Annotated in this window: 20 protein-coding genes; 6 read left to right on the top strand and 14 right to left on the bottom strand. The window is 59.2% G+C overall.

Going from position 1 to position 21875, the window contains the following annotated elements; translation table 11 throughout:
* Nucleotides 1-6 precede the first annotated feature (6 nt).
* The 4 genes from ACQZ5F_RS15055 to ACQZ5F_RS15070 all read left to right on the top strand — a co-directional run bounded on the left by ACQZ5F_RS15055 (nucleotide 7) and on the right by ACQZ5F_RS15070 (nucleotide 5168).
* A complete protein-coding gene (locus ACQZ5F_RS15055; protein ID WP_046801434.1) occupies nucleotides 7-1617 on the top strand; it encodes an ABC transporter substrate-binding protein in 1611 nt (536 codons plus the stop codon).
* A gap of 94 nt (nucleotides 1618-1711) precedes the next feature.
* A complete protein-coding gene (locus ACQZ5F_RS15060; protein ID WP_046801435.1) occupies nucleotides 1712-2662 on the top strand; it encodes an ABC transporter permease in 951 nt (316 codons plus the stop codon).
* Nucleotides 2662-3513 carry an ABC transporter permease gene (locus tag ACQZ5F_RS15065; protein ID WP_046801436.1) on the top strand — a complete coding sequence of 284 codons (852 nt, stop codon included), beginning with the start codon at nucleotides 2662-2664 and terminating at the stop codon, nucleotides 3511-3513. Before ACQZ5F_RS15060 ends, ACQZ5F_RS15065 begins: the two co-directional genes overlap by 1 nt.
* Nucleotides 3513-5168: an ABC transporter ATP-binding protein gene (locus ACQZ5F_RS15070; protein ID WP_225338619.1), complete on the top strand. Its 1656-nt coding sequence runs from the start codon at nucleotides 3513-3515 to the stop codon at nucleotides 5166-5168. Before ACQZ5F_RS15065 ends, ACQZ5F_RS15070 begins: the two co-directional genes overlap by 1 nt.
* Before the next feature lie 266 nt (nucleotides 5169-5434).
* Here ACQZ5F_RS15070 and ACQZ5F_RS15075 read toward each other — a convergent pair whose 3' ends face one another.
* Nucleotides 5435-5911: an Lrp/AsnC family transcriptional regulator gene (locus ACQZ5F_RS15075; protein WP_046801438.1), complete on the bottom strand. Its 477-nt coding sequence runs from the start codon at nucleotides 5909-5911 to the stop codon at nucleotides 5435-5437.
* Nucleotides 5912-6143: 232 nt separating this feature from the next.
* Here ACQZ5F_RS15075 and ACQZ5F_RS15080 point away from each other — a divergent pair, with 232 nt between their 5' ends.
* On the top strand, nucleotides 6144-7469 hold the full coding sequence (locus ACQZ5F_RS15080; protein WP_225338620.1) for an NAD(P)/FAD-dependent oxidoreductase: 1326 nt from the start codon (nucleotides 6144-6146) through the stop codon (nucleotides 7467-7469).
* A gap of 71 nt (nucleotides 7470-7540) precedes the next feature.
* Here ACQZ5F_RS15080 and ACQZ5F_RS15085 read toward each other — a convergent pair whose 3' ends face one another.
* From ACQZ5F_RS15085 to ACQZ5F_RS15115, 7 genes are all read right to left on the bottom strand, one after another.
* Nucleotides 7541-8476: an ABC transporter substrate-binding protein gene (locus tag ACQZ5F_RS15085; RefSeq protein WP_448730612.1), complete on the bottom strand. Its 936-nt coding sequence runs from the start codon at nucleotides 8474-8476 to the stop codon at nucleotides 7541-7543.
* Nucleotides 8477-8594: 118 nt separating this feature from the next.
* On the bottom strand, nucleotides 8595-9533 hold the full coding sequence (locus ACQZ5F_RS15090; RefSeq protein ID WP_225338621.1) for an ABC transporter substrate-binding protein: 939 nt from the start codon (nucleotides 9531-9533) through the stop codon (nucleotides 8595-8597).
* A 22-nt stretch (nucleotides 9534-9555) separates the two neighbouring features.
* On the bottom strand, nucleotides 9556-11358 hold the full coding sequence (locus tag ACQZ5F_RS15095; protein WP_080842810.1) for an amino acid ABC transporter permease/ATP-binding protein: 1803 nt from the start codon (nucleotides 11356-11358) through the stop codon (nucleotides 9556-9558).
* Nucleotides 11359-11370: 12 nt separating this feature from the next.
* The gene (locus tag ACQZ5F_RS15100) at nucleotides 11371-11928 is read right to left on the bottom strand and encodes a GNAT family N-acetyltransferase (RefSeq protein ID WP_225244253.1); all 558 of its coding nucleotides are present in this window, start codon (nucleotides 11926-11928) and stop codon (nucleotides 11371-11373) included.
* A gap of 21 nt (nucleotides 11929-11949) precedes the next feature.
* Nucleotides 11950-13137, bottom strand: a complete 1188-nt coding sequence (locus tag ACQZ5F_RS15105; protein ID WP_225338622.1) for a M20 aminoacylase family protein — start codon at nucleotides 13135-13137, stop codon at nucleotides 11950-11952.
* 81 nt (nucleotides 13138-13218) lie between these two features.
* Nucleotides 13219-14559, bottom strand: coding sequence for an LLM class flavin-dependent oxidoreductase (locus ACQZ5F_RS15110; protein ID WP_052818927.1), 1341 nt, complete (start codon nucleotides 14557-14559; stop codon nucleotides 13219-13221).
* A 22-nt stretch (nucleotides 14560-14581) separates the two neighbouring features.
* A complete protein-coding gene (locus tag ACQZ5F_RS15115) occupies nucleotides 14582-15586 on the bottom strand; it encodes an LLM class flavin-dependent oxidoreductase (RefSeq protein ID WP_175414593.1) in 1005 nt (334 codons plus the stop codon).
* A 304-nt stretch (nucleotides 15587-15890) separates the two neighbouring features.
* Between ACQZ5F_RS15115 and ACQZ5F_RS15120 the strand changes: the two genes are divergently transcribed.
* Nucleotides 15891-16340: an RrF2 family transcriptional regulator gene (locus ACQZ5F_RS15120; protein WP_046801485.1), complete on the top strand. Its 450-nt coding sequence runs from the start codon at nucleotides 15891-15893 to the stop codon at nucleotides 16338-16340.
* Between the two features lie 7 nt (nucleotides 16341-16347).
* On the opposite strand, the gene ACQZ5F_RS15125 is transcribed toward ACQZ5F_RS15120, so the two are convergent.
* The 6 genes from ACQZ5F_RS15125 to ACQZ5F_RS15150 form a co-directional block, all read right to left on the bottom strand.
* Entirely contained in the window at nucleotides 16348-17292 is a 945-nt protein-coding gene (locus ACQZ5F_RS15125; protein WP_225338624.1) for an acyl-CoA dehydrogenase family protein, read from the bottom strand.
* Nucleotides 17293-17343: 51 nt separating this feature from the next.
* Nucleotides 17344-17889 carry a flavin reductase family protein gene (locus ACQZ5F_RS15130; RefSeq protein ID WP_052818925.1) on the bottom strand — a complete coding sequence of 182 codons (546 nt, stop codon included), beginning with the start codon at nucleotides 17887-17889 and terminating at the stop codon, nucleotides 17344-17346.
* A gap of 267 nt (nucleotides 17890-18156) precedes the next feature.
* A complete protein-coding gene (locus ACQZ5F_RS15135; protein ID WP_225244250.1) occupies nucleotides 18157-18354 on the bottom strand; it encodes a hypothetical protein in 198 nt (65 codons plus the stop codon).
* A gap of 178 nt (nucleotides 18355-18532) precedes the next feature.
* Nucleotides 18533-19711 (bottom strand): YeeE/YedE family protein, encoded by a 1179-nt coding sequence (locus tag ACQZ5F_RS15140; protein WP_225338625.1) that lies wholly within the window; start codon nucleotides 19709-19711, stop codon nucleotides 18533-18535.
* A gap of 75 nt (nucleotides 19712-19786) precedes the next feature.
* Nucleotides 19787-20716, bottom strand: coding sequence for a sulfurtransferase (locus tag ACQZ5F_RS15145; protein ID WP_225338626.1), 930 nt, complete (start codon nucleotides 20714-20716; stop codon nucleotides 19787-19789).
* A gap of 229 nt (nucleotides 20717-20945) precedes the next feature.
* The gene (locus ACQZ5F_RS15150) at nucleotides 20946-21569 is read right to left on the bottom strand and encodes an alpha/beta hydrolase (RefSeq protein ID WP_225338627.1); all 624 of its coding nucleotides are present in this window, start codon (nucleotides 21567-21569) and stop codon (nucleotides 20946-20948) included.
* Nucleotides 21570-21875 lie beyond the last annotated feature (306 nt).

Genomic DNA, 21875 nt, shown 5'->3' on the forward strand with positions numbered 1-21875 from the left:
AAGACCATGAGTGACAGGATTACAAACTGGACCCGCTCCGACGATGCCGCCGTTGAACAGGCGATCCGTCGCGGCGCGACGCGGCGTGAGCTGCTTCACATGATGCTGGCCGGCGGCGTCGCCCTTTCCGCCGGTTCTGCGATCCTTGGCCGCGCCTCGCAGGCGCTCGCGGCCACCCCGGTTTCCGGCGGCACGCTGAAGGCGGCCGGCTGGTCGTCCTCCACAGCCGATACGCTCGACCCCGCAAAAGCCTCGCTTTCCACGGATTATGTCCGTTGCTGCGCGCTTTATAACCGGCTGAGCTTCCTCGACGCTTCCGGCGCGCCGCAGATGGAACTTGCCGAATCCATCGAATCCAAGGACGCCAAGACCTGGACGGTCAAGCTGCGTTCCGGCGTCACCTTCCACGACGGCAAGGCGCTGACGGCCGATGACGTGGTCTATTCGCTGAAGCGCCATCTCGATCCGGCTGTCGGCTCCAAGGTCGCCAAAATCGCCGCCCAGATGACCGGCTTCAAGGCGCTCGACAAGAGCACGGTCGAGATCACGCTCGCCAGCGCAAATGCCGACCTGCCGACGATCCTTGCCATGCACCACTTCATGATCGTCGCCGACGGCGCCACCGATTTCTCCAAGGGCAACGGCACCGGCGCCTTCAAGCTTGAGACATTCGAGCCGGGCGTCCGCTCGATCATGTCCAAGAACAGCAATTACTGGAAATCCGGCGGCCCGCACGTCGACAGCTTCGAGTTCTTCGCGATCTCGGACGATAATGCCCGCGTCAATGCACTTCTCTCCGGTGACATCCAGCTCGCGGCCGCCATCAATCCGCGCGCGCTTCGCCTGCTCGACAAGCAGGAGGGTGTCGTCCTGTCGAAGGGAACTTCCGGCAACTACACCAATCTCAACATGCGCCTCGATCAGGCCCCGGGCAACAAGGCCGATTTCATTGCCGGCATGAAGTCGATCGTCAACCGTGAGCAGATCGTCAAGGCGGCCTTGCGCGGTCTTGGCGAAGTCGGCAACGACCAGCCGGTTCCGCCCATGAGCCCCTATCATAATCCGGACCTGAAGCCGAAGGCCTTCGATCCCGAGAAGGCCAAGTTCCACTTCGAGAAAGCCGGCCTCCTCGGCCAGTCCATCCCGGTCATCACCTCGGATGCGGCAAATTCGGCCATCGATATGGCGATGATCATTCAGGCCTCCGCTGCCGAAATCGGCCTCAAGCTGGATGTGCAGCGCGTTCCCGCCGACGGCTACTGGAGCAATTACTGGCTGAAAGCGCCGATCCATTTCGGCAATATCAACCCACGCCCGACACCGGACATCCTGTTCTCACTGCTTTATGCGTCTGACGCTCCCTGGAACGAGAGCCAGTACAAGTCGGAGAAGTTCGACAAGCTGATGCTGGAAGCACGTGGCCTGCTCGATATGGAGAAGCGCAAGCAGATCTACTTCGAGATGCAGACGATGATCGCCGACGAAGCCGGCACCATCATTCCCGCCTATCTTACCAATGTGGACGCCATCAGTTCCAAGCTGAAGGGCCTGGAAGCCAATCCGCTCGGTGGCATGATGGGTTACGCCTTTGCGGAATACGTCTGGCTCGAAGCCTGATAGACCATGGGGCCGGGCGCAAAAACAGCGCCCGGCCAAGTTTTCCGCCGGTGCGGAAAGCCTCCACAATCAGGCAGGTCGCAGGAGCATGTGAATGAACAGCCGGATATTGTCCCTTGTCGCCCGGCGGCTGGTCGTCATGCTGACGACGCTGCTGATCGTGTCATTTATCGTCTTTTCCGCCACCAGCCTGCTGCCCGGCGACACGGCGACGATCCTTCTCGGTCAGGCGGCAACGCCGGAGGCCGTGGCCGGCCTGCGCACGGCCATGCATCTCGACGATCCCGCCCTGCTGCGCTTCGTTCGCTGGGTTTTCGGCCTGCTGCACGGCGAACTCGGCACCTCCTATGCCAACAACATGGCGATTGCCGATCTCATCGGCCCGCGCTTCATCAACTCCATGAAGCTGGCCGGCATCACCACACTCATCGCCGTGCCGCTGGCGCTCACCCTCGGCATCAGCTCCGCCATGCTGCGCGGAACACTCTATGATCGCGTCGTCACGGTGCTGACCATCGGCGTCATCTCGGTGCCGGAATTCATGATCGCCACGCTCGCCGTCCTGCTTTTTGCGGTTTATCTGAAATGGCTGCCGGCGCTTTCGCTGGTCAGCGAGGTTCACACGCTATTCGATGTGCTGCGCGTTTACGCCATGCCCGTCATCACCCTTACCTTCGTCGTCTCTGCGCAGATGATCCGTATGAGCCGCGCCGCCGTCATCGAGACGCTTGATACGCCCTATGTCGAAATGGCGCTCCTGAAGGGTGCGCCGCGCATGCGTATCGTGCTGCGCCACGCGCTTCCCAATGCGCTCGGCCCCATCGTCAATGCGGTGGCGCTGTCGCTTTCGTACCTTGTCGGCGGCGTCATCATCGTCGAGACGATCTTCAACTATCCTGGTATCGCCAAGCTGATGGTCGATGGCGTCGCTACCCGCGATCTGCCGTTAATCCAGACCTGCGCGATGATCTTCTGCGTCGGTTATCTCCTCCTCATCACGACGGCTGACATCATCGCCATCATGTCCAATCCGAGGCTGCGCTGATGGCCGACAATATCAAAACAACTTCGGGGACCTCGCGTTTGGGTTACAAGATCAACGCAGTCGGCGTTTTCGGCTTTCTCGTCATCTTCCTCTGGGCCATGGTCGCGATCTTCGCGCCCTATCTCATTCCCCATCCGGTGGGTGAAATCGTTGATCTCGATTACTTCGGGCCGATGACGTCGGATCTCTGGCTCGGTTCCGATTACCTCGGCCGAGACGTGTTCTCCCGCATCCTCATGGGCGCGCGTTTCACGGTCGGCATCTCGCTCGCCGCCGTCACCATCGCCTGCACCTGCGGCGTCGTGCTCGGCATGTGCGCCGCCGTCGTCGGCGGCTGGTTCGATGCGGCACTCAGCCGTTTCCTCGATGCGGTGAACTCAATTCCGAGCAAGCTTTTCGGCCTCGTGGTCGTCGCCGCCGTTGGCTCGTCCATTCCGGTGCTCATCGTCACGCTGTCGGTCATCTATACGCCCGGCGCCTATCGTTTCGCCCGGGCGCTTGCCGTCAATGTCAACACCATGGATTTCGTCACGGTCGCGCGCGTCCGCGGCGAGAGCCTGCTCTATCTCATCAGCTCCGAAATCCTGCCGAACATCGTCCGTCCCGTACTTGCCGATCTCGGCGTGCGTTTCGTATTCATCGTGCTGCTTCTATCTGGCCTGTCCTTCCTCGGTCTCGGCCTGCAACCGCCGAACGCCGACTGGGGGGCGCTGGTGCGTGAAAACATCGGCGGCCTGCCCTTTGCCGCGCCGGCCGTCATCTTTCCGTCGCTGGCCATTGCCAGCCTGACAATCAGCGTCAACCTGCTAATCGACAATCTGCCGCAGAAAATCCGCGACAGGAGCGAATAATGAACAATCTCGTTGAAATCCGCGGACTGAAGGTCGAAGCCACCACCGATTCCGGCCGCCGCATCGACATCATCAAGGGTGTAGACATCGACATCGCCGAGGGCGAAATCGTCGCGCTGATCGGCGAAAGCGGCTCCGGCAAGACCACCATCGCACTGACCCTGATGGGGTATGCACGACCGGGCTGCCGCATTTCCGACGGCAGCGTCACGGTGGCAGGCCGGGACATGGTGCAACTGTCCGAAGCCGAGCGCGCAAAGGTGCGCGGCACGAAAATATCCTATGTGCCACAGAGTGCGGCCGCCGCATTCAACCCGGCACAGAAAATCATCGATCAGGTCATCGAAGTCACCCGGATCCACCATCTTATGCCGCCTCAGGAGGCGCGTAAAAAAGCGGTCGAGCTTTTCAAGGCATTGTCACTGCCCAATCCGGAAACCATCGGCGAGCGTTACCCGCATCAGGTGTCCGGCGGCCAGCTGCAGCGCCTCTCGGCCGCCATGGCGCTGATCGGCAATCCTCAACTGGTGATTTTCGACGAACCGACGACGGCACTTGACGTGACGACCCAGATCGAGGTTCTGCGTGCCTTCAAATCGGCGATGCGCAAGGGCGGCATTGGCGGCGTCTATGTTTCGCACGACCTTGCCGTCGTCGCGCAGATCGCCGACCGGATCGTGGTGCTGAAAGGCGGCGAGGTTCAGGAAACCGGCACGACCAAGGATATTCTTGAGAATGCCCAACACCCCTATACCCGCGAATTGTTGACCGCCTTTAACGACAAGGTGCGCGTCGTGACGCCGCTCACGAAAAATGAGGCGACACCGCTCCTCGATATCGACCAGCTGATCGCCGGTTATGGCACGAAAGGCGAGGACCGCATGCCGCTGGTGCGTGCGGTGGATTCCGTAAGCCTTGCGGTCTATCCCGGCCGTAATCTTGGCATCATCGGCGAATCCGGTTGCGGAAAATCCACCCTGGCGCGCGCCATTGCCGGCATCCTGCCAGCAGCAAGCGGTCATGTCATCTTCGAAGGCCGCGAACTCGATGCCGATGCACGCCGGCGCACCAGCGACCAGCTGCGCCGAATGCAGATCGTGTTTCAATATGCCGATACCGCGCTCAATCCGGCAAAACCCATCGAAGATATTCTCGGCCGGCCGCTGACCTTTTATCACGGCATGAAAGGCAAGGCCCGGGATGCGCGGATCGATGAGCTGCTCGATATGGTGAAGCTGCCGCGCTCGGTGCGCCACCGCCATCCCTCCGGCCTTTCCGGCGGGCAGAAGCAGCGTGTCAATTTCGCCCGTGCGCTTGCGGCCGAACCATCGCTCATCATCTGCGATGAAATCACCTCGGCGCTCGATACGGTCGTCGCAGCCGCGATCATTGATCTGCTCGGAGAATTGCAACGGGAACTGAACCTCTCCTACATCTTCATCAGCCATGATCTTTCGGTGGTTGAGACAATCTGCGACGAAATCGTCGTGATGTATGGCGGCCAGAAGGTGGAGCATCTGGAAACCGAAGCAATCAAATCACCTACCCATCCCTATTCGAAGCTGCTCTTCTCCTCAGTGCCAAAACTCGATCCGACATGGCTCGACAATCTTCAGCAGGATGCGGAGCTGGTGCGGGCGTTTTCCAAACGGTGAGCCGCTGGAAAATAGTAAGGCGTTGCGAAAACCTGGGTGAGTGCCAAAGAGGATTGAGAAGCTGTCCTCCGTCATGCCGGTCCCCGGAACAAGTCCGAGGATGATCCGACATCCAGCCACGGCGCGTCTGCGCCGTGAGAAGAGTCTTTTGCGATCAAGGGCTTGATCGCGCTGGCCCCCGGATCAAGCCCGGGGTGACGGAGTGCAAGTGCAACACCCTGTCAAACCCATAGGTTTTGCGGACGTCTGATGCACTCCCTCTCACCTCAGAGCGGAAACAGGCTGGTCAGCGGCATATGCGATTTGGTGATCGGCGATTTCAGCACCACGAAGCTGAAATATTTGTCGATGCCGACATCCATATCCGTCAACCGCTCCATGATCGACTGATATTCAACGATACCCGAGGTGACAAATTTCAGCAGGTAGTCGTAACCGCCTGAAACGAGATGACATTCCACCACCTGGTCGATCTTTTCGACAACGCCGAGAAAGCGGGCAAAATCGATCTGGCGGTGGTTCTTGAGCGTGATCTCGGTGAAGACCGTCAGTGTCTGGCCGAGTTTGTTGATGTTGATCTGCGCCGAATAGCCTTCGATGTAACCTTCGGACTGAAGCTTCTTGACGCGCATCAGGCAGGGGCTGGGCGAAAGATTGACAAGCTCCGCCAGTTCCACATTGGTGATGCGACCGTTTTTCTGCAGTTCGTAGAGGATCTTGATATCGATCCGGTCAAGTTTCATCACGTACGGAACCCCTTTTTTGTTTTTTCGAGTGCGCGGCATAAAATTCTGACGCTGCGGTGGAAATCTTATCACATGCACGTGCCCTGTCGATGTAAGCATGTTTTTTTGATGCAGCATAAAGAGTTGCAGACATGGCCACGAACAGCAGGAGATTCCGGCAAACCGCTCAGTCTGGCAGCGTTTACACGCCAGCCAAGGTAAATTAGGACGAATATAAGGAGTCCGACCCATGCCCGCCCCGCTGCAACAGATCACGACATCGCCGGAGCTGCCGAAAGCCGCAGACGCCGTCATTATCGGCGGTGGGATCGTTGGGGTATTCGCCGCTTATTACCTTGCCCGGCGCGGCCTGAAAGTTGCGCTGGTGGAAAAGGGCCTTGTTGGCGCGGAGCAATCCAGCCGCAACTGGGGCTGGTGCCGGCAGCAGAACCGCGATGCGCGCGAATTGCCGATTTCGACCCAGAGTCTTGCGCTCTGGGAGCAGTTTGCCAATGAAAGCGGCGAAGACACAGGCTTTCGCCGCTGCGGATTGTTTTACCTGAGCGACAACGAGGCGGAACTTGCCGGCTGGGCGCGCTGGCGCGACTTCGCCCTCACCGCCGGCGTGACGACCCATATGCTGAGCGCCGATGAGGCAAGCGAGCGCGGGCGCGCCACGGGCAAACTTTGGAAGGGCGGCGTCTTCTCACCCACCGACGGCACGGCCGATCCTTCCATGGCGGCACCCGCCGTGGCGCGCGCCATCATCAAACTCGGCGGCACGGTGCATCAGAATTGCGCCGCACGCGGGCTTGAGACCGAAGGCGGCCGGGTCAGCGCCGTCGTCACCGAAAAAGGCACGATCCGTACCAAAACGGCCATCATGTCCGGCGGCGCCTGGGCGTCTTCCTTCTGCCGCCAGCTTGGCATTCGTTTTCCGCAGGCCTCGGTCCGCTCCTCCATCCTCTCGGTCACGCCCGGTGCGGAAGGTCTGCCGGATGCGTTACACACCGCCGCCGTCTCAGCAACGAAGCGGCACGATGGCGGTTACACGCTCGCCATCAGCGGGCTGGGGCGCATTGACCCAACGGCGCAGCAGATGCGTTTTGCCCGCGAATTCATTCCGATGTTCCTCAAGCGCTGGCGCAGCCTCAGGCCGGGCGGGCTGGAAGGCATTCGCGGCGGCCATGAGACGCTGAAACGCTGGCGGCTGGATGCGCCGACGCCGATGGAGCGGGTTCGCATTCTCGATCCGAAACCCAATGCCGCCGCCATCCGCGAGACCCATAGACGAGCGCTGGAACTTCTGCCTGCACTTCGCAAAACCCGGATTTCCGCCGCTTGGGCCGGCTTTATCGACAGCACGCCGGATGGTGTGCCCGCCATTGGCGAAACCAGCGAATTACCCGGTTTCATCCTCGCTGCCGGCTTCAGCGGCCATGGTTTCGGCATCGGACCGGGGGCCGGTCATCTGATCGCCGATATCGTCACGGGTTCAAACCCGATCGTCGATCCCGCCCCTTATCACCCCAGCCGTTTCCTTGGTTCGTCATGGGGCAAGGTCGCGGATTTCTGAAGCCATAACAGCAAAACAATATCCGCAGGCGAACCTGCGGATATTGCCATCCGCCGCATTTTTTCTACCAGTCAGCTTTTTGGCAGGCCGGGTGGGTTGGTGCGCGATTCCGGCAGGGCCTCTTCCGCAAGCTGCCAGCGATCAAGAATTTTTGCGTAAGCGCCGCTCTTGATCAGATCATTGGTGGCAAGCGTCAGTGCATCCGCCAGTCCCGAACCCTTGCGGGTGGTGATGGCGACGTCGGAGCGTTCCGGCCAGCCGGCGGACAGGGTTCCGACGCGCTTGATAGTCTTGTCGCGTGCGGCGATGAAAACCAGCTGCGCATGCGGCTGGACGATCACATCCGCCCGACCGGCTGAAAGGGCAACGAGCCGCGTGGCTTCGTCATCGTAATATTGCAGCTCGATCGGCTTCAAGCCGGCAGCGACATTCTCGTCGCTCCATTTCAGCAGAATGCGCTCCTGATTGGTGCCGGCACCGACGATGATCCTCAAACCTGCCGCATCCTTCGGCTCGGTGATGGAGGTTATACCGCTGTCGGACTTGACGAAGAAGCCGTGCAGGCCCTGGCGGTAAGTGGAGAAATCGAACTTTTCCTTGCGCTGTTCGGTAACGCCGACATTGGAGATGACGGCATCATATTTGCCCGAGGCAAGGCCGAGCGGCCAGTCGGCCCATGCCACGGCCATCAGTTCCAGTTCAAGGCCGAGACTATCGGCCACGGCAAGCGCGTAGTCCGGGTCTGCGCCCACAACGGTCTTCGCATCCGTCGCATAAGTGGCCAATGGCGGCCCGCCGGGAGAAACGGCGACGGTGAGTTTACCCGGCGTGACGAATTTGAAATCTTTCGGTACGGCGGCAATGGCGCCGGGATCTTTTTCAGCCCTGATACGACCGGGCTGATCCGGTGACAGATCGAAGACATCGGTTGCGAAAGCCGGGGCGAAACCGGAGATGGAAAGAAAGGCGGCGAGCGCGGCCGTGGCGAAACGAGAGGTGAAGGTCATCATGATTTCCCGATAAAGGATTGCGGGACGGAGGTAGCGCGGGCGGGAGGATGCCCGCGCCACCGGCTGAGTGATGTCCCACCTTCGACTCAGCTTTTGGGAACTCGGTTTTTCACGCTCAGCTCTTGGGCAGGCCGGGCGGATTGGTGCGGGATTCGGTGATGGCTTCCGAGCCGAGATTCCAGCGAGCGAGAACCTTGCCGTAATTGCCGTTCTTGATCTGGGCATTCAGCGCAGCGGTGATGGCCTCGGCGATGCCGGCATCCTTTTTCGAAGCGACGGCGATTTCCGCCGCTTCCGGCCAGCCGCCCGAGAAGGTGCCGACGAGTTTCGTCTTTTTCTGGCTTGCCGCCTGGAAGGCAGAGGTGGCATTGGGGCCGAGATAGGCATCTGCGCGACCGGATTGCAGGGCGACGTCAAGCACGGCCTGATCGTCATAATATTGCACTTCAGTGTCGGCCAGTCCCTTTGCCTTGTTGTCCTTGATCCATTTCAGCAGGATCTGCTCCTGATTGGTGGCAGCGCCGACGATCACCTTCAGCCCGGCGACATCCTCCGGCTTGCCGATTGATGTGACCTTGCTGTTGTTGCCCACATAAAAGCCGAGCAGATCGTTGCGATAGCTGGAGAAATCGAACTTCTCCTTGCGCGCTTCCGTCACCGTGATGTTGGAGGCGACGGCGTCGTATTTGCCGGAAGCAAGACCGAGCGGCCAGTCGGCCCAGGCAATCGGAACGAGCTGAAGTTCAAGCCCAAGGCTGTCGGCAACCAGCTGGGCAATATCCGGCTCCACGCCAACAGGCGTTTTAGCGTCGCTCGCATAATCGACCAGTGGCAGGCGGAAAGGCACGGTCGCGAGCGTCAACTTCCCATCGGTAATGAATTTATGGCCGGCCGGCAGAAGCTTGATTGCCTCCTCAACCTTTTCGGCGCGCACCCGGCCCTTCTGTTCGGGCGACAGATCGACCTCCTGCGCATGCGCGGCCGGAATGAGCGCGGTGGTGGCAGTGAAAAGACCGCCGGCGAGCAGGGACAATAATTTCGATGAAAAGGCCATGTGAGTGTTTCCTTTGTTATGATTAGAGAACTTTTGCGAGGAATTCGGCCGTGCGCGGATGTTCAGGGTTGTTGAACACCTTTTCCGGTGTGCCCGTTTCAACGATGCGGCCCTGTTCCATGAAGACGACCCTGTCGGAGACTTCGCGGGCAAAACCGATTTCATGGGTGACGATGATGAGGGTGACGCCGGAGCGGGAGAGCTCCTTGATGACGTCAAGCACTTCATTGACCAGTTCTGGGTCGAGCGCCGATGTCGGCTCGTCGAACAGCAGGACCTTTGGCCGCAGGGCAAGTGCCCGGGCAATCGCCACGCGTTGCTGCTGGCCGCCGGAAAGCTGGCGTGGGTAGGAATTGGCCTTCTCGGCAAGGCCGACACGGGCCAGAAGATCGCGCGCCTCGGCCTCGGCCTGTTCTTTCGAGATGCCGCGAACCGCAACCGGCGCTTCGATGATGTTTTCAAGTGCAGTGAGATGCGGGAACAGGTTGAAGCTCTGGAACACCATGCCCACTTCGACGCGGCGTTTGAGGATTTCCCGCTCCTTCAGCTCATAAAGCGTATCGCCCTGCTGGCGATAACCGACCAGCTCGCCGTCTATGGCGATAAAGCCGTCATCGACGCGCTCCAGATGGTTGATGGAGCGCAGCAGGGTGGACTTGCCCGAACCGGATTGGCCAAGAATGGTGGTGACGCTGCCTGCCGGAATGGAAAGGGAGACATCATCCAGCACCTTGAGCGTGCCGAAAGATTTGGAAACACCGTGGATATTCACCGAACCGCCACGATTTCCGATGCGGAAGCCTCCCGCATGCGCAGATACCGAAGCTTCCCGCTTTGCAGGTACAGCCGCCACGGCCGCCGGCTCCGCCGCTGCCCGGCGTGGCAGGAACGTGCGGTAGACAGTGGCGAAAAGCGAAGGCGGCGGATTGCGCAGTGCACCGCGGGAAAAATGCCGTTCGATATGATGCTGAACGATCGATAGCGCCGTCAGGATCACCAGATACCAGACGGTTGCCACCATCAGCAGCGGGATCACTTCCAGATTGCGGCGATAGATGATCTGGATGGTGTAGAACAATTCCGGCAGCGCAAGGATGTAGACCTGCGACGTTCCCTTTGCGAGGCCGATGATGTCGTTGAAGGCCGTTGGCAGGATGGACCGCATGGCCTGCGGCAGAACGATGCGGGACGCCTGCCGCCTGCGTGGAAGACCGAGCGCGGCGGCGGCTTCCAGCTGTCCCTGATCGACCGAGAGGATGCCGCCTCGCACGATTTCCGATGCAAAGGCCGCCTGATTGAGAGTGAGGCCCAGCACAGCGGCGGCAAAGGGCGTCATCAGCTGCGTCGTATTCCAGCTGAAGAAGTTGATGCCGGTATAGGGCACGCCGATTGTCACAGTTTCATAGAGATAACCGAGATTGTTGAGGATCAGCAGAAGCACGATCAGCGGGATCGACCGGAAAATCCAGATATAGGTCCAGGAGACAGCAACCAGCAGCGGCGAGCGTGACACACGGGCAAGTGCCAGCAGCGTTCCAAGAACAAAACCGAACAGGGCGCCAAGCGCCGTCAATAGCAACGTCCGGCCAAGGCCAACGAGCACCGGTTCGGCGAAGAACCATTCGGCAAAGACGTCCCAGCCCCAGCGTGGATTGCCGAAAACGGAATGCAGCACGGCCGCGATGATCAGGACGGAAAAAACCGTGCCCACGGTTCGCAAGGGGTAACGGGCCGGAACGATGCGGAAATGGCCGTAACCGCCTTTAACCGGCTCGCCCTTCTTCTCGCTGACCGCCACATGCGGAAAATCAGAGGCTATTGTCATCTAAAGAGCCTTTCACGGATGGGCGGAAGAGGGTTGCGGATGCACGGCCGGTATCGGCGCGCCGTCCGGTACGGAACCGGAAACCGCATCGGAAAGAAATTTTTCGAAGGGCAGCGACCTGATCGTCTCAGGGTCGGCCGCCGTATCGAACAAGGCGCGATAACCATTGGTGAGATAAAGGCCGACGGCTTCCGGCTGGCGGAACCCCGTGGTCAGATAAACACGGGCATAACCCTGCCGGATCGCCTGCTGCTCCAGCTCCCGAAGCACGAGCTTCGCCAGCCCCTGCCGACGATGGGCCGAATGGGTCCAGACCCGCTTGAACTCGGCGGTCTCTTCGTCGTAACGCATGAAAGCGCCGCCGGCGATCGGCTTTCCGTCCCGCAGCAGCAGCAGGAAATTGCCGGATGGCGGACTAAAGGCTTCCGGGGGATATTTGTTCAGCTCCGCCCTTGCCCCTTCCGCATTGAAGAACGTGCCGTAGCGGCTGTCATATTCGAACAGCAACTCCTCCAGAAGCGGAGTTGCGAGCGGATCCTTGACCGATGTGTAGAAAAAACTGTCGCTCATGTCCTTGTCCTAAATTTCGTGTCAGGAGAGGTATGCTTCAGCCAGGCGCACCCAGAAGCGTGCCGCAGGCGCAATGATCGCATCGTTGAAATCATAGTGAGGGCTGTGCAGCGGCGCGCTGTCGCCATTGCCGACGAAGAGGTAGGAGCCGGGTCGCTCCTGCAGCATGAAAGCGAAATCTTCGCTCGCAGTGCGCGGCTGAAACCCTTCCGAGACCTGTCCGGCTGAAAAATGCCGTCTGGCAACATCGCGGGCGAAAACCGTCTGCGCGGCGTGATTGATGACAGGCGGAAAACCACGGGAATAAGCAACTTCCGCCTTGGCGCCAAAGCTCTCCGCCTGCGCTTTGGCGAGTGCCGGAAGCCGTTCTTCCAGCCTGTCGCGCACAGCGGGTGAAAAAGCCCGGGCGGTGATCTGCAATTCCACGCTCTCGGGAATGACATTGGAGGCGGTTCCGCCATGAATGGAACCGACGGTCAGCACCGCCATTTCGCGCGGATCGACGTTGCGGGAAACGATGCTCTGCAGGGCGGTGATGAAGCTTGCCGAAGCGAGGACCGGATCGACCGTCTCATGCGGCGCCGCACCGTGGCCGCCTTTGCCGACGATCCGCACCTGCGCCTTGTCGACGGAGGCCATGGCAGGGCCTTCGACGAAACCGAACTGTCCGGTTTCCACACCCGGCCAATTGTGCAGGCCGAAGACCGCATCGACGGGAAACCGCTCGAACAGCCGGTCCTTTATCATCGCCCTCGCACCCGCGCCGATCTCCTCGGCGGGCTGGAAGATCAGCGTCAGGATGCCGGAAAAATTTGAAGTTTCAGCAAGATAACGGGCGGCCGCGAGCAGGATCGTCGTGTGGCCATCATGACCGCAGGCATGCATGACGCCCGGCGTTGCGCTGGCATAGGCAAGGCCTGTCTCTTCATGAATTGGCAGCGCATCAATATCGGCGCGGATGCCAAGACGTTTTTCACCATGGCCCCGTTTCAGGGTGGCAACGACACCGTAACCGCCGACACCCTCCGTCACCTCATATCCGTAAGACAGCAGATAACGCGCAACGAGCGCCGCCGTGCGTTTTTCCTTGAGCGACAGCTCCGGATGCCGGTGGAGATCATGCCGGATGGAGATGCTCTCCTCTATGAAGGCAAGGATTGCCCGTTCGGCGTCGTCCTGCGGACGCGCGCCGTCAATGCGGATATTCATGGTTCTGTCTCCTGCGCGGCCATTTGCGCGCGGCGTCCTGTAATCTGCGCCGGGCGGCGGCCTCGTCGCCCGGCCGCAGCCTTATGCGATGGCCTTGTTCGAGCCGCTTTCGCCACTGGAATAGACGCTTTCCCGGAAAGGCAGGCCGAGATGATCTCGCAACGTCGCCCCTTCCAGATGCGGGTCGAAATAACCGCGCCGCTGCAGCACCGGAATGACGAGGCGGATGAAATCATCCAGCCCTTCGGCAATCACCGGGAAGCCCAGAATGAAGCCGTCGGCCGCATCATTTTCCACCCAGCGGATAATCTCATCCGCCACCTTGTCCGGCGTGCCGATGAAGCCTTCGCGCGGGGTTGCAGCCTCCAGCGCCGCTTCCCGCAGCGTCTGGTTTTTTTCCTTGGCGCGGCGCTTGATGCGGTCGGTCGTTGAACGGAAGCTGTTCTTGCCGATATCACCGAGTTCGGGGAAAGGCTCATCCAGCGGATAGGCCGTGAAATCATGGTGGTCGAAAAAGCGGCCGAGATAGGCAAGCGCGTCCTCGATGGTGATGAGGTTGCGGATGACGTCATATTTCGCCTCCGCTTCTTCCTGCGTCTCACCGACGATCGGGCCGATGCCGGGGAAAATCTTCACGTCGCTGGCGGATCTGCCCTGCGCAACCGCGCTCTGCTTTACACGCTTGAGGAAGGTCTGGTTTTCTTCCAGCGAAGCGGAATTGGTGAAGACGGCATCGGCATGTTTGCCCGCAAGGCCGATGCCCGCATCGGAAGAACCGGCCTGAAACACCACCGGCTGCCCCTGTGGCGAACGCTGGATGTTCAGCGGGCCTTCCACCTGGAAGAACCGCCCCTTGTGACCGAGCGTATGGAGTTTGTCGCGCTCAAAGAACTGTCCGCTCTCCCGGTTGCGCACGAAGGCGTCGTCGTCCCAGCTATCCCACAACCCCTTGATGACTTCGAGATATTCATCGGCAATCTCGTAGCGCAACGCATGTTCCGGATGATTGCGGCTGTAATTCTTCGCCGTGCCTTCAAGCGGCGTCGTCACGGCATTCCATCCGGCGCGGCCGCCGCTCAACAGGTCGAGCGAGGCGAACTGGCGGGCGATCGTGAAAGGGTCGCTATAGGAGGTCGAAACAGTACCCGCGAGACCGATCTTCGAGGTGACTGAGGCAAGCGCCGAAAGGATGGTCAGCGGCTCGAAACGGTTGAGGAAATGCGGGATCGACTTGTCGTTGATGTAAAGCCCGTCCGCCACAAAAGCGAAGGCAATGCCGGCGGCTTCCGCTTTTAGCGCCGTCTTCCTGAAGAAGTCGAAATTGACGCTGGCATCGACCGGGCTTTTGGGGTGTCGCCAGGCATTCATATGCCCGCCGGGACCCTGAAGCATGATACCGAAACGAATTTTCTTTCTCGTCATGTCATTTCTCCTGAGGACAAGATCACGCCGCCCGGGAAAGGCGATGCGTGGCCAAGAGTTCAATCGAGGCAAGCCGCTGATCGGCTCCCACATGCGGCGGTTCGATGATGAACTCCTCGATGCCGTGTTCTTCGGAAAGAGCACGCAACGCCCGGTGAATATCTTCCGGCGCACCATGCAGGACGTTGGGCTTGCGCTCCTCGATGCGATAATCGCTGTCACCGGACTGGCGGGCGAACTCTTCCGCCTGCTCGCGCCGGCCGAGGTTGAACGCCCTGCCATCGCTCAAAAACACCCGGTAGATGCGCTGCCCCTCCACCTGCCTTGCGGCATGGTCAGGGTCACTCGCGGCAAAAGCCGACAGGGCAAGGATCGGGGCGTTTCCGCCGCTTTCCTCGCGGAAAGCCGAAAGGCTGCGGCGAAGAACCTCCGGATCACCATTGAGGTGGCCGGCAAAAACGAAGTTCCACCCTTTTGAGGCCGCGAGCCTTGCGCTTTCCGGGCTGGCGCCGAGCAGAAATCTCTCCGCTGCAACCGGCGGCGCCGGTGTCGCCTGCAATCCGGCCTGCGCGTGATCCTGCGGCGCGACACCGGACAAGAATGTGGTGAGTTCCCCGAAAGCCGTCTCGAAACCCGGCTTTCGCTCAGGGTCATAAGCCTGCTGCAGGGCTGAGGTTGCCAGCGGCAACCCGCCCGGTGTCTTTCCCACACCAAGATCGACCCGGCCGGGTGCAAGCGCCGATAGCACGTTGAAGACTTCGGCAACCTTATAGGGGCTGTAATGCTGCAGCATGACGCCGCCAGAACCAACACGGATGCGGGATGTCTTTGCCAGAATCCAAGCCACCAGCGCCTCTGGCGCGGAACCGGCAAGCTCCGGCGAATTGTGATGCTCGGCCACCCAGAACCGGCGGTACCCCAGATCTTCGGCGCGCCTGGCAAGGTTGATCGTGTCGCGGAATGCGCCTGCCGCATCCTCACCCGCCGAAACGGGGCTCTTATCCAGCAAACTGAGAGTATACATCATCACCTCGCACGTCTTTTGATGCATACTTTGTCTACTGATTTTATATTCTAATAAAGAACGTTCGTTCCACGTTGCGACGCGATCAGAGAAAATATTGTTTTCCGTCACGATTCTGAAAACCGGTTCTGGCAAAAAATATCCGCAGCGCCGGAGATGCGACGTCGAAAAGGCGGAAAACAGGCGGTTTTCAAGGCCATATCCGGACGAAACGGCTTGCGCCGGAATTCGCTAAAAACTACTTAGTAAGTTAGGAATAATATGGCCGGCGTTGCGGAATGTGCCGGCCCTCTTTGCGGATCAGGCGATGTTGACCAAAAAAGGCAAATACGGATTAAAGGCTCTGGTCGATCTGGCGCGGTTGCCGCAGGGAGAGACCGCCTTCGTGACCGAGATTGCCACGCGCAACAATATTCCGAAGAAATTTCTGGACACCATTCTTCTGGAGCTGCGCAACAGCGGTATTCTGCGCTCCAAGAAGGGACCGAATGGCGGTTATTCCCTATCGAAAATGCCATCCGAAATCATGATCGGCCAGGTCATCCGCACGCTGGACGGGCCTTTGGCGCCCATTCGCTGTGCGAGCCGCACCGCCTTTGAAGCCTGCGACGACTGTGACGATCCCGAGACCTGTCAGGTCAGGGTTTCGATGACGGACGTGCGTGACGCCATCGCAACCATTCTGGATAACATGACGCTCGCACAATTCGTCGCAAAGGATGGGCAGGACGCGCTTTCCATTCCTGCTGGCAAATAGGCTTCGCTTATTGCCGGCGCAGATCATCCTCCAGAGAGGCAATCAGCCCGGATTCGCTCAGGCCATCGATAAGGCCGAGACGCGCCATCAGGATTTCAAGCGTGATGGCGTTGTTTCTGACGGAGCGAAAGGTAACGTTTTCCGAGCCCACCTGCGCCGCGTCGATATTTGCCGCCAGGCTGGAAATTTGCGCCTTCAGCAGTTCAATGGCGAGAAAAACCTCGCCGATGACGGGACGCGCCGCGCCTTCGTCTGCCAATCGGTCAATCAGCAGGGTCGAAAGTTCACGCTGTTTTTCACCCAGGGCCACCGCCGCTTTCAACAGGGTGGAGACGGAGGCGGCGAGATTTCCTGCGCCCTCCGCAAGAAACGTAACCTGATCGGCGCGCAGCAGGCCATCCCATGATGTGTCCGGTCGATTGCGCAAGACCACGAGCAGGTTTTTTCCCGCCGCATTCACAGCCGGAACGACAATCCAGTCCGCATCGGTCGCAACAGAGCGCACAACATCGTCGGGAAGCCGCCGGGCGAAATCGTCGTCGTTCGTTAAAACCGTCTGCTCCGCGCTGAGATCGGAAGAAGCAAGAGCGAAGGTTTCGCCAAGATCGAGACGGGCAAAAAGGGCCTTGCGTTGCTCTTCGCCGCCGGCATTCCGGATAAATTCAAGCGCAGTGAAATGTTCGACCAGATCACGCGCCGCCTCCGAATCCGCGGCAGCAATAATCGAAAGCGCCTGCGCGAGAATATCGTTGGTTATATCCGCTCCACCCAGTTCATTCGGAACGGAGAGGGCAAGAAGGCCGGAACGGGCGATCCGCGCTTGGATCTGCCCGCTATTTTCGAAGGGACATTTCCCGGCAATCGCCCGGGCGACGGTCAGCACATCGCCATCCGCGCCGAGACGTGGAGGAACGAAACGAATTCTTTCGCCGAGCGGCGTGACAGATCCCATGCTCAACTCCCTCAAAAAATAACCCGTTGAAAGCGCTTGAATGGCCGTCACTCAGTCCAGCGAATGATAACGCCCGTTCTGATAGACCAGCGAATGTCCGGAGCCGATACGGATCGCCTCCACCTTGCCGATGATGATGACGTGGCTGTGCCGCTCAATTGCCTCTTCGATGGTGCAATCGATAGCGGCAACGGCGTCCTCAAGGATGGGCGCGCCGCTTGCAAGCCTGGTCCACTCCGCACCGCGATAACGATCCGCACCCTTCAGGCCGCCGATACCCGCAAACTGGTTGGCGATGAATTGGTGGTTCGCGCCGATGATATTGACGGCGAAGTGACCGAAACGCTGCACCACCGGCCATGTCGAAGATGATCGGTTGAGCGCCACCAGAATTCTCGGCGGATCGACCGACAGGGCGGTGGCCGAAGTCACCGTCGCACCCGTGCGCGCCTCGCCTTCTCCGGCGGTGATGACGCTGACGCCGCCACCGAGCGTTCTCAGCGCCGCCTTGAGGCTGTCGGCATCCGCCGCCTTACCCGAGACCGGATCGCGAAGATTGATGAATTGTTGATCCTTGGCCGCATATTGCAGTGTCATCGATCGCTCCTGAAAACAGCTTGATTGTCCAATAGCTAGCAGCGGCGGCGGGGGATTAAATAGACATCGTTTTCCATAATATTTATATTCTATGGAAATAATGTTCTATCTATCAGACCCTTTCTTGCTCAACCCGGCCGGCAAGAAACCGGACAAAAAAGAGAGTAGCCAATTCCCCCGGCTATATAAGAAATTTCGTTCCAATTTTTCCGAAGAGGGGAGTGTTTGTCTCCCCCACGAGCCTCGTCACACCGGCAGCCTGCAACCTCAGAAAACCGGGTACAGGCTGAGCATAGCGAAGTTCATTTCGCAGATTTCTTCCCGTTCAAGCTCGAGATCGCTTTTTCCCTGCCTGATACGCCCGGAATGATCCAGCGGATGAAGAGTACCTTGCTCATCTGCGTGCGGCCGACGCCGGGTCAGACCAAACAGATCGAAAGTAAACGCATGAAATCCCTGCGGCATGTGCGCCTCCTTTGCTCAACGTCCACTATCCTCCGGCGACGATCCAAAATCGTCAATATTTTCCATAAAATTACTATTCTATAATTGGTCAGCAGCCTGCAAAGGCGGACTAAGGTTGCCCGGATGCGGAAAATTCCATTTCGCAGGCCAGAATCGGCAGGATTTCAGCACATGAGCGTCACGGCCACGCAAACCGGCGTTTGATAATGAGGCCTGCGAAAGCGCCAAGACCACAAAAAAGGAAAAATACCCAACCCGACACCGCCCCCGCATGAATGCCCGACAGCAGCACGCCGATGGTGCAGCCAAGTGCTGTCATGCCACCCCAGCCCATCAACACACCTCCGGCAAAACGGGTTACCAACCCGCCGGCAGACGGCCAGGATGGCTGGAATTTTCCCGCCGAAAGCGCGGCTGCGAAGCTCGCAAGGACCAGCCCCAGCACAAAGACGCCGTTAGGCGACAGGATCGTGGTTTTCACCGCGCTGATGCAGCCGCGCACCGTGTCAAGGCCCGCAAGGGTTTCCGGCACCCATGCCGCGGATGCGCCGGCCGTTCTGACGATGCTGCCGAGTTCGGCGGTTACCCCAAGCGGCGCGACGCGGAAATAGGAGAAGGCGCTGACAGCTGCAACCACAACCCCGGTGACGACGGGCGGCCAGCGTTCAACAAAAACGCCTCGCAGGGCCTGCCGCAGCCGGTTTTCCGGTAAGCCCATTGGAACAGGCGCCATCCTGTCGAAAAAGAGAACAATGAAAATCAGCCCGGCCAAAACGAAACCGGCAAGCAGCAGCGCCAAGCCATATCCCAGATGGTGCGGCAGCCAGATCGGCGGGTCGTTGAAAACGCTGAGCGTATAAAGAAAATTCCAGCTGAGGAACGCCAGCAGAAAACCGAGGGCCGCACCGGCAATGGCAACAACGGAACCAAAGGCTCCCTCCCCCAGCCGGTAGAAATGCCCCGACAGGCAGGAACCGGAAAGCGCAGCGCCTACACCAAAAACTGTCGACGCCAACGCCAGGACCCAGCCGACCGGGCCAATATGCGCGTTCGGCGGAAGACGGCCGGGCTGCGGAACCGGCATCCACGCGATGGTGATGATCTGATAAAACACCACGCCCGCAAGAAGTGCGACGAGAATTGCAAGAACGCCATCCGAGCGCCTGTCGTCGACGAAATCCCGGAAATTGCAGAGGAAGCAGAACCGCCCGCGCTGCATCACGATGCCGAAAGCGATACCGGCCAATAGTGAAAATGCAAGCTGCCTGCCATTTTCAAGCGTCCCCAGTTGGTGAGCAGCGACAGTCAGCGTGCATAAAATGGCAAAGGCCGCGGAGCGGCGAAAGGTAAGATGCATGAAATACCGGATATGGCAGGAGAAAACGCCGGTGCGCCGCACTGGCGCACCGGCGTCAAAAAGGGAGGCTGCGGCTTATTTGCCCGTCCAGACCGTACCGGTCGGATTTCTGATGGGAACGCCGACCGCATTGCCATATTCGGTCCAGGAACCGTCATAGTTGCGGACGTCGTAACCGAGTATCTTCTTCAAGGCGAACCAGGTGTGGCTGGAGCGCTCGCCGATACGGCAATAGGTGATGACCGGAGCAGAGCCGTCGATGCCCTTTTCCGCATAGATCGCCTTGATCTCGTCTGCAGATTTGAAGGTGCCATCCTTGTTGACAATGGTGCCCCACGGCACGTTGACAGCGCCGGGAATATGGCCGGCGCGCACGGACAGCTCCTTGACGCCATCGGGTGCGAAAATCTTGCCGGAGTATTCGTCCGCCGAGCGAATATCGACCAACTTGATATTGTGTTTGCCTTCGGCCACGGCGACCACATCAACAAACCGCGCCCGCACCGACGTATCCGGTTCGCCAAGCTTCAGCTTCGTTTCAGCCGTTGCGGGTGCCGATGTGTCGAAAGGCAGGCCCTGCGCTTCCCAGAGCTTGCGACCGCCATCCAGCAGCTTCACCCGGTCACCAAGGCCATAGGTTTCAAAAACCCATGCACCCCAGGCGGCGAACCAGTTATTGTTGTCGCCATAAAGAACGATCGTCGTATCGTCACCGACACCGGCCTTCTGCAACAGGGACTGGAAATTTTCCCGCGCGGCAATGTCACGCCGTTCCTTGTCGACGAGGTTCGCATGCCAGTTGAGGTTCACCGCACCGGGAATATGTCCGCGCTCATAGACGCCGGTATCGACGCTGACCTCAAACACCCGAACCTTCGGATTGTCGAGATTTTCCTTCAGCCAATCGGCCGTTACCAGCGCCTCCGATGCTCCGGCAGCAGACAGCGATACCGTGGACAACAACAATCCGCCGAGAACCGACGCTACAGACTTGATCCTGGACATTCCCTTACCCCTTCCTGATTTGATGACCATTGAAAGGTCGCAACAAAATCGTCCGGAGCGAAGAAACAGTTTTTCATATTTTCTGTAGAAAATAAATGCAGCCACTCAAAACAATCAAAAGGTGAGATTCGAAATTTATGCCAGATAAAACAGCCATAAAGCTCTTAATGGTTGCATTTCGTTGACAAAAAAGACTGAGCTGAAACATAACCCTTCATGAGCCGATGGATTATAACGCGCTTGCATCACCCTGAAGATGCGCACCACGAACCACCGGCAATCCCCGTATCCTCGATCTGGCCGTAGGCGATTGGGAGCCCGCACCCGCTTTCAGGCGTGCCAGCAGGTCATACCCCTCTGGCCACCTTCCGAAACCGGCCGCGATATTGATGTGCCCTGCCGGGCCGAGATTGACGAGATCGCTTCCCCAGCTGGCGGCCGTGTGCGCCAGTTCTTCCGGGCTCATATAGGGATCGTTCACACTGCCGACGACGAGACTGGGGAAAGCAAGCGGCGCCAGGGGAAAGGCTCCAAACCGGACAATACAGGGATGCATCGCTTCCACCCTGTCCAGATGGGCCGGCGCGACAAGAAGCGCACCTCTGATTTTTGCCGCCGCGGGCCGGGAGGCCATATTCGCGACCAGCACGCAACCGAGGCTGTGGGCGACGACATAGGCGCTATCGACCGAGGCAAGTGCTGTTTCAAGACGGCCAAGCCAATCCCCGAGAACCGGGCATTGCCAGTCATCCTGATCTACCAGCTGCGCTGCGGGATCATCCAGCAGCCAGTGCCGCTGCCAATGCCCTTCATCCGAACCGTTCAGTCCGGGAACAATCAAGGTGGTACACATGCCTGCTCCGTGGTTGCGGGTGGTCCGTGCAAAGCATGATGATTTTTACGATTCCAGTCGAATGCTCGCTTGCTCACCTTTCTGGATCAAAGAAAAAATCGATCTGAAGAAATTTGATACAGAAGAAAATGCGTTCTCGTTCGCTGATAAATCCCTATTCAGGCGGAATCATTTACTCACATTTTTTACATAGAAAATATGTGCAATATATTCACCTCCTGCGGAAAGCTTTTCCTCCGGCGCACATCAAATGAGACACCGCTGCTTGGCCCATCCGCCGCTGCTTTGTCATTCTCGCACGGCGAC

The organism is Agrobacterium sp. 22-210-1 (assembly GCF_053522525.1).

What these genes read in the sequence shown, in the direction of transcription:
- ACQZ5F_RS15145 (WP_225338626.1), bottom strand. Translation starts at nt 20,716, where the DNA reads ATGTCCAGGATCAAGTCTGTAGCGTCGGTTCTCGGCGGATTGTTGTTG.
- ACQZ5F_RS15125 (WP_225338624.1), bottom strand. Translation starts at nt 17,292, where the DNA reads ATGGGATCTGTCACGCCGCTCGGCGAAAGAATTCGTTTCGTTCCTCCA.
- ACQZ5F_RS15070 (WP_225338619.1), top strand. Translation starts at nt 3,513, where the DNA reads ATGAACAATCTCGTTGAAATCCGCGGACTGAAGGTCGAAGCCACCACC.
- ACQZ5F_RS15075 (WP_046801438.1), bottom strand. Translation starts at nt 5,911, where the DNA reads ATGAAACTTGACCGGATCGATATCAAGATCCTCTACGAACTGCAGAAA.
- ACQZ5F_RS15105 (WP_225338622.1), bottom strand. Translation starts at nt 13,137, where the DNA reads ATGAATATCCGCATTGACGGCGCGCGTCCGCAGGACGACGCCGAACGG.
- ACQZ5F_RS15090 (WP_225338621.1), bottom strand. Translation starts at nt 9,533, where the DNA reads ATGGCCTTTTCATCGAAATTATTGTCCCTGCTCGCCGGCGGTCTTTTC.
- ACQZ5F_RS15065 (WP_046801436.1), top strand. Translation starts at nt 2,662, where the DNA reads ATGGCCGACAATATCAAAACAACTTCGGGGACCTCGCGTTTGGGTTAC.
- ACQZ5F_RS15140 (WP_225338625.1), bottom strand. Translation starts at nt 19,711, where the DNA reads ATGCATCTTACCTTTCGCCGCTCCGCGGCCTTTGCCATTTTATGCACG.
- ACQZ5F_RS15095 (WP_080842810.1), bottom strand. Translation starts at nt 11,358, where the DNA reads ATGACAATAGCCTCTGATTTTCCGCATGTGGCGGTCAGCGAGAAGAAG.
- ACQZ5F_RS15130 (WP_052818925.1), bottom strand. Translation starts at nt 17,889, where the DNA reads ATGACACTGCAATATGCGGCCAAGGATCAACAATTCATCAATCTTCGC.
- ACQZ5F_RS15100 (WP_225244253.1), bottom strand. Translation starts at nt 11,928, where the DNA reads ATGAGCGACAGTTTTTTCTACACATCGGTCAAGGATCCGCTCGCAACT.
- ACQZ5F_RS15135 (WP_225244250.1), bottom strand. Translation starts at nt 18,354, where the DNA reads ATGCCGCAGGGATTTCATGCGTTTACTTTCGATCTGTTTGGTCTGACC.
- ACQZ5F_RS15055 (WP_046801434.1), top strand. Translation starts at nt 7, where the DNA reads ATGAGTGACAGGATTACAAACTGGACCCGCTCCGACGATGCCGCCGTT.
- ACQZ5F_RS15150 (WP_225338627.1), bottom strand. Translation starts at nt 21,569, where the DNA reads ATGTGTACCACCTTGATTGTTCCCGGACTGAACGGTTCGGATGAAGGG.
- ACQZ5F_RS15085 (WP_448730612.1), bottom strand. Translation starts at nt 8,476, where the DNA reads ATGACCTTCACCTCTCGTTTCGCCACGGCCGCGCTCGCCGCCTTTCTT.
- ACQZ5F_RS15060 (WP_046801435.1), top strand. Translation starts at nt 1,712, where the DNA reads ATGAACAGCCGGATATTGTCCCTTGTCGCCCGGCGGCTGGTCGTCATG.
- ACQZ5F_RS15080 (WP_225338620.1), top strand. Translation starts at nt 6,144, where the DNA reads ATGCCCGCCCCGCTGCAACAGATCACGACATCGCCGGAGCTGCCGAAA.
- ACQZ5F_RS15120 (WP_046801485.1), top strand. Translation starts at nt 15,891, where the DNA reads ATGTTGACCAAAAAAGGCAAATACGGATTAAAGGCTCTGGTCGATCTG.
- ACQZ5F_RS15110 (WP_052818927.1), bottom strand. Translation starts at nt 14,559, where the DNA reads ATGACGAGAAAGAAAATTCGTTTCGGTATCATGCTTCAGGGTCCCGGC.
- ACQZ5F_RS15115 (WP_175414593.1), bottom strand. Translation starts at nt 15,586, where the DNA reads ATGATGTATACTCTCAGTTTGCTGGATAAGAGCCCCGTTTCGGCGGGT.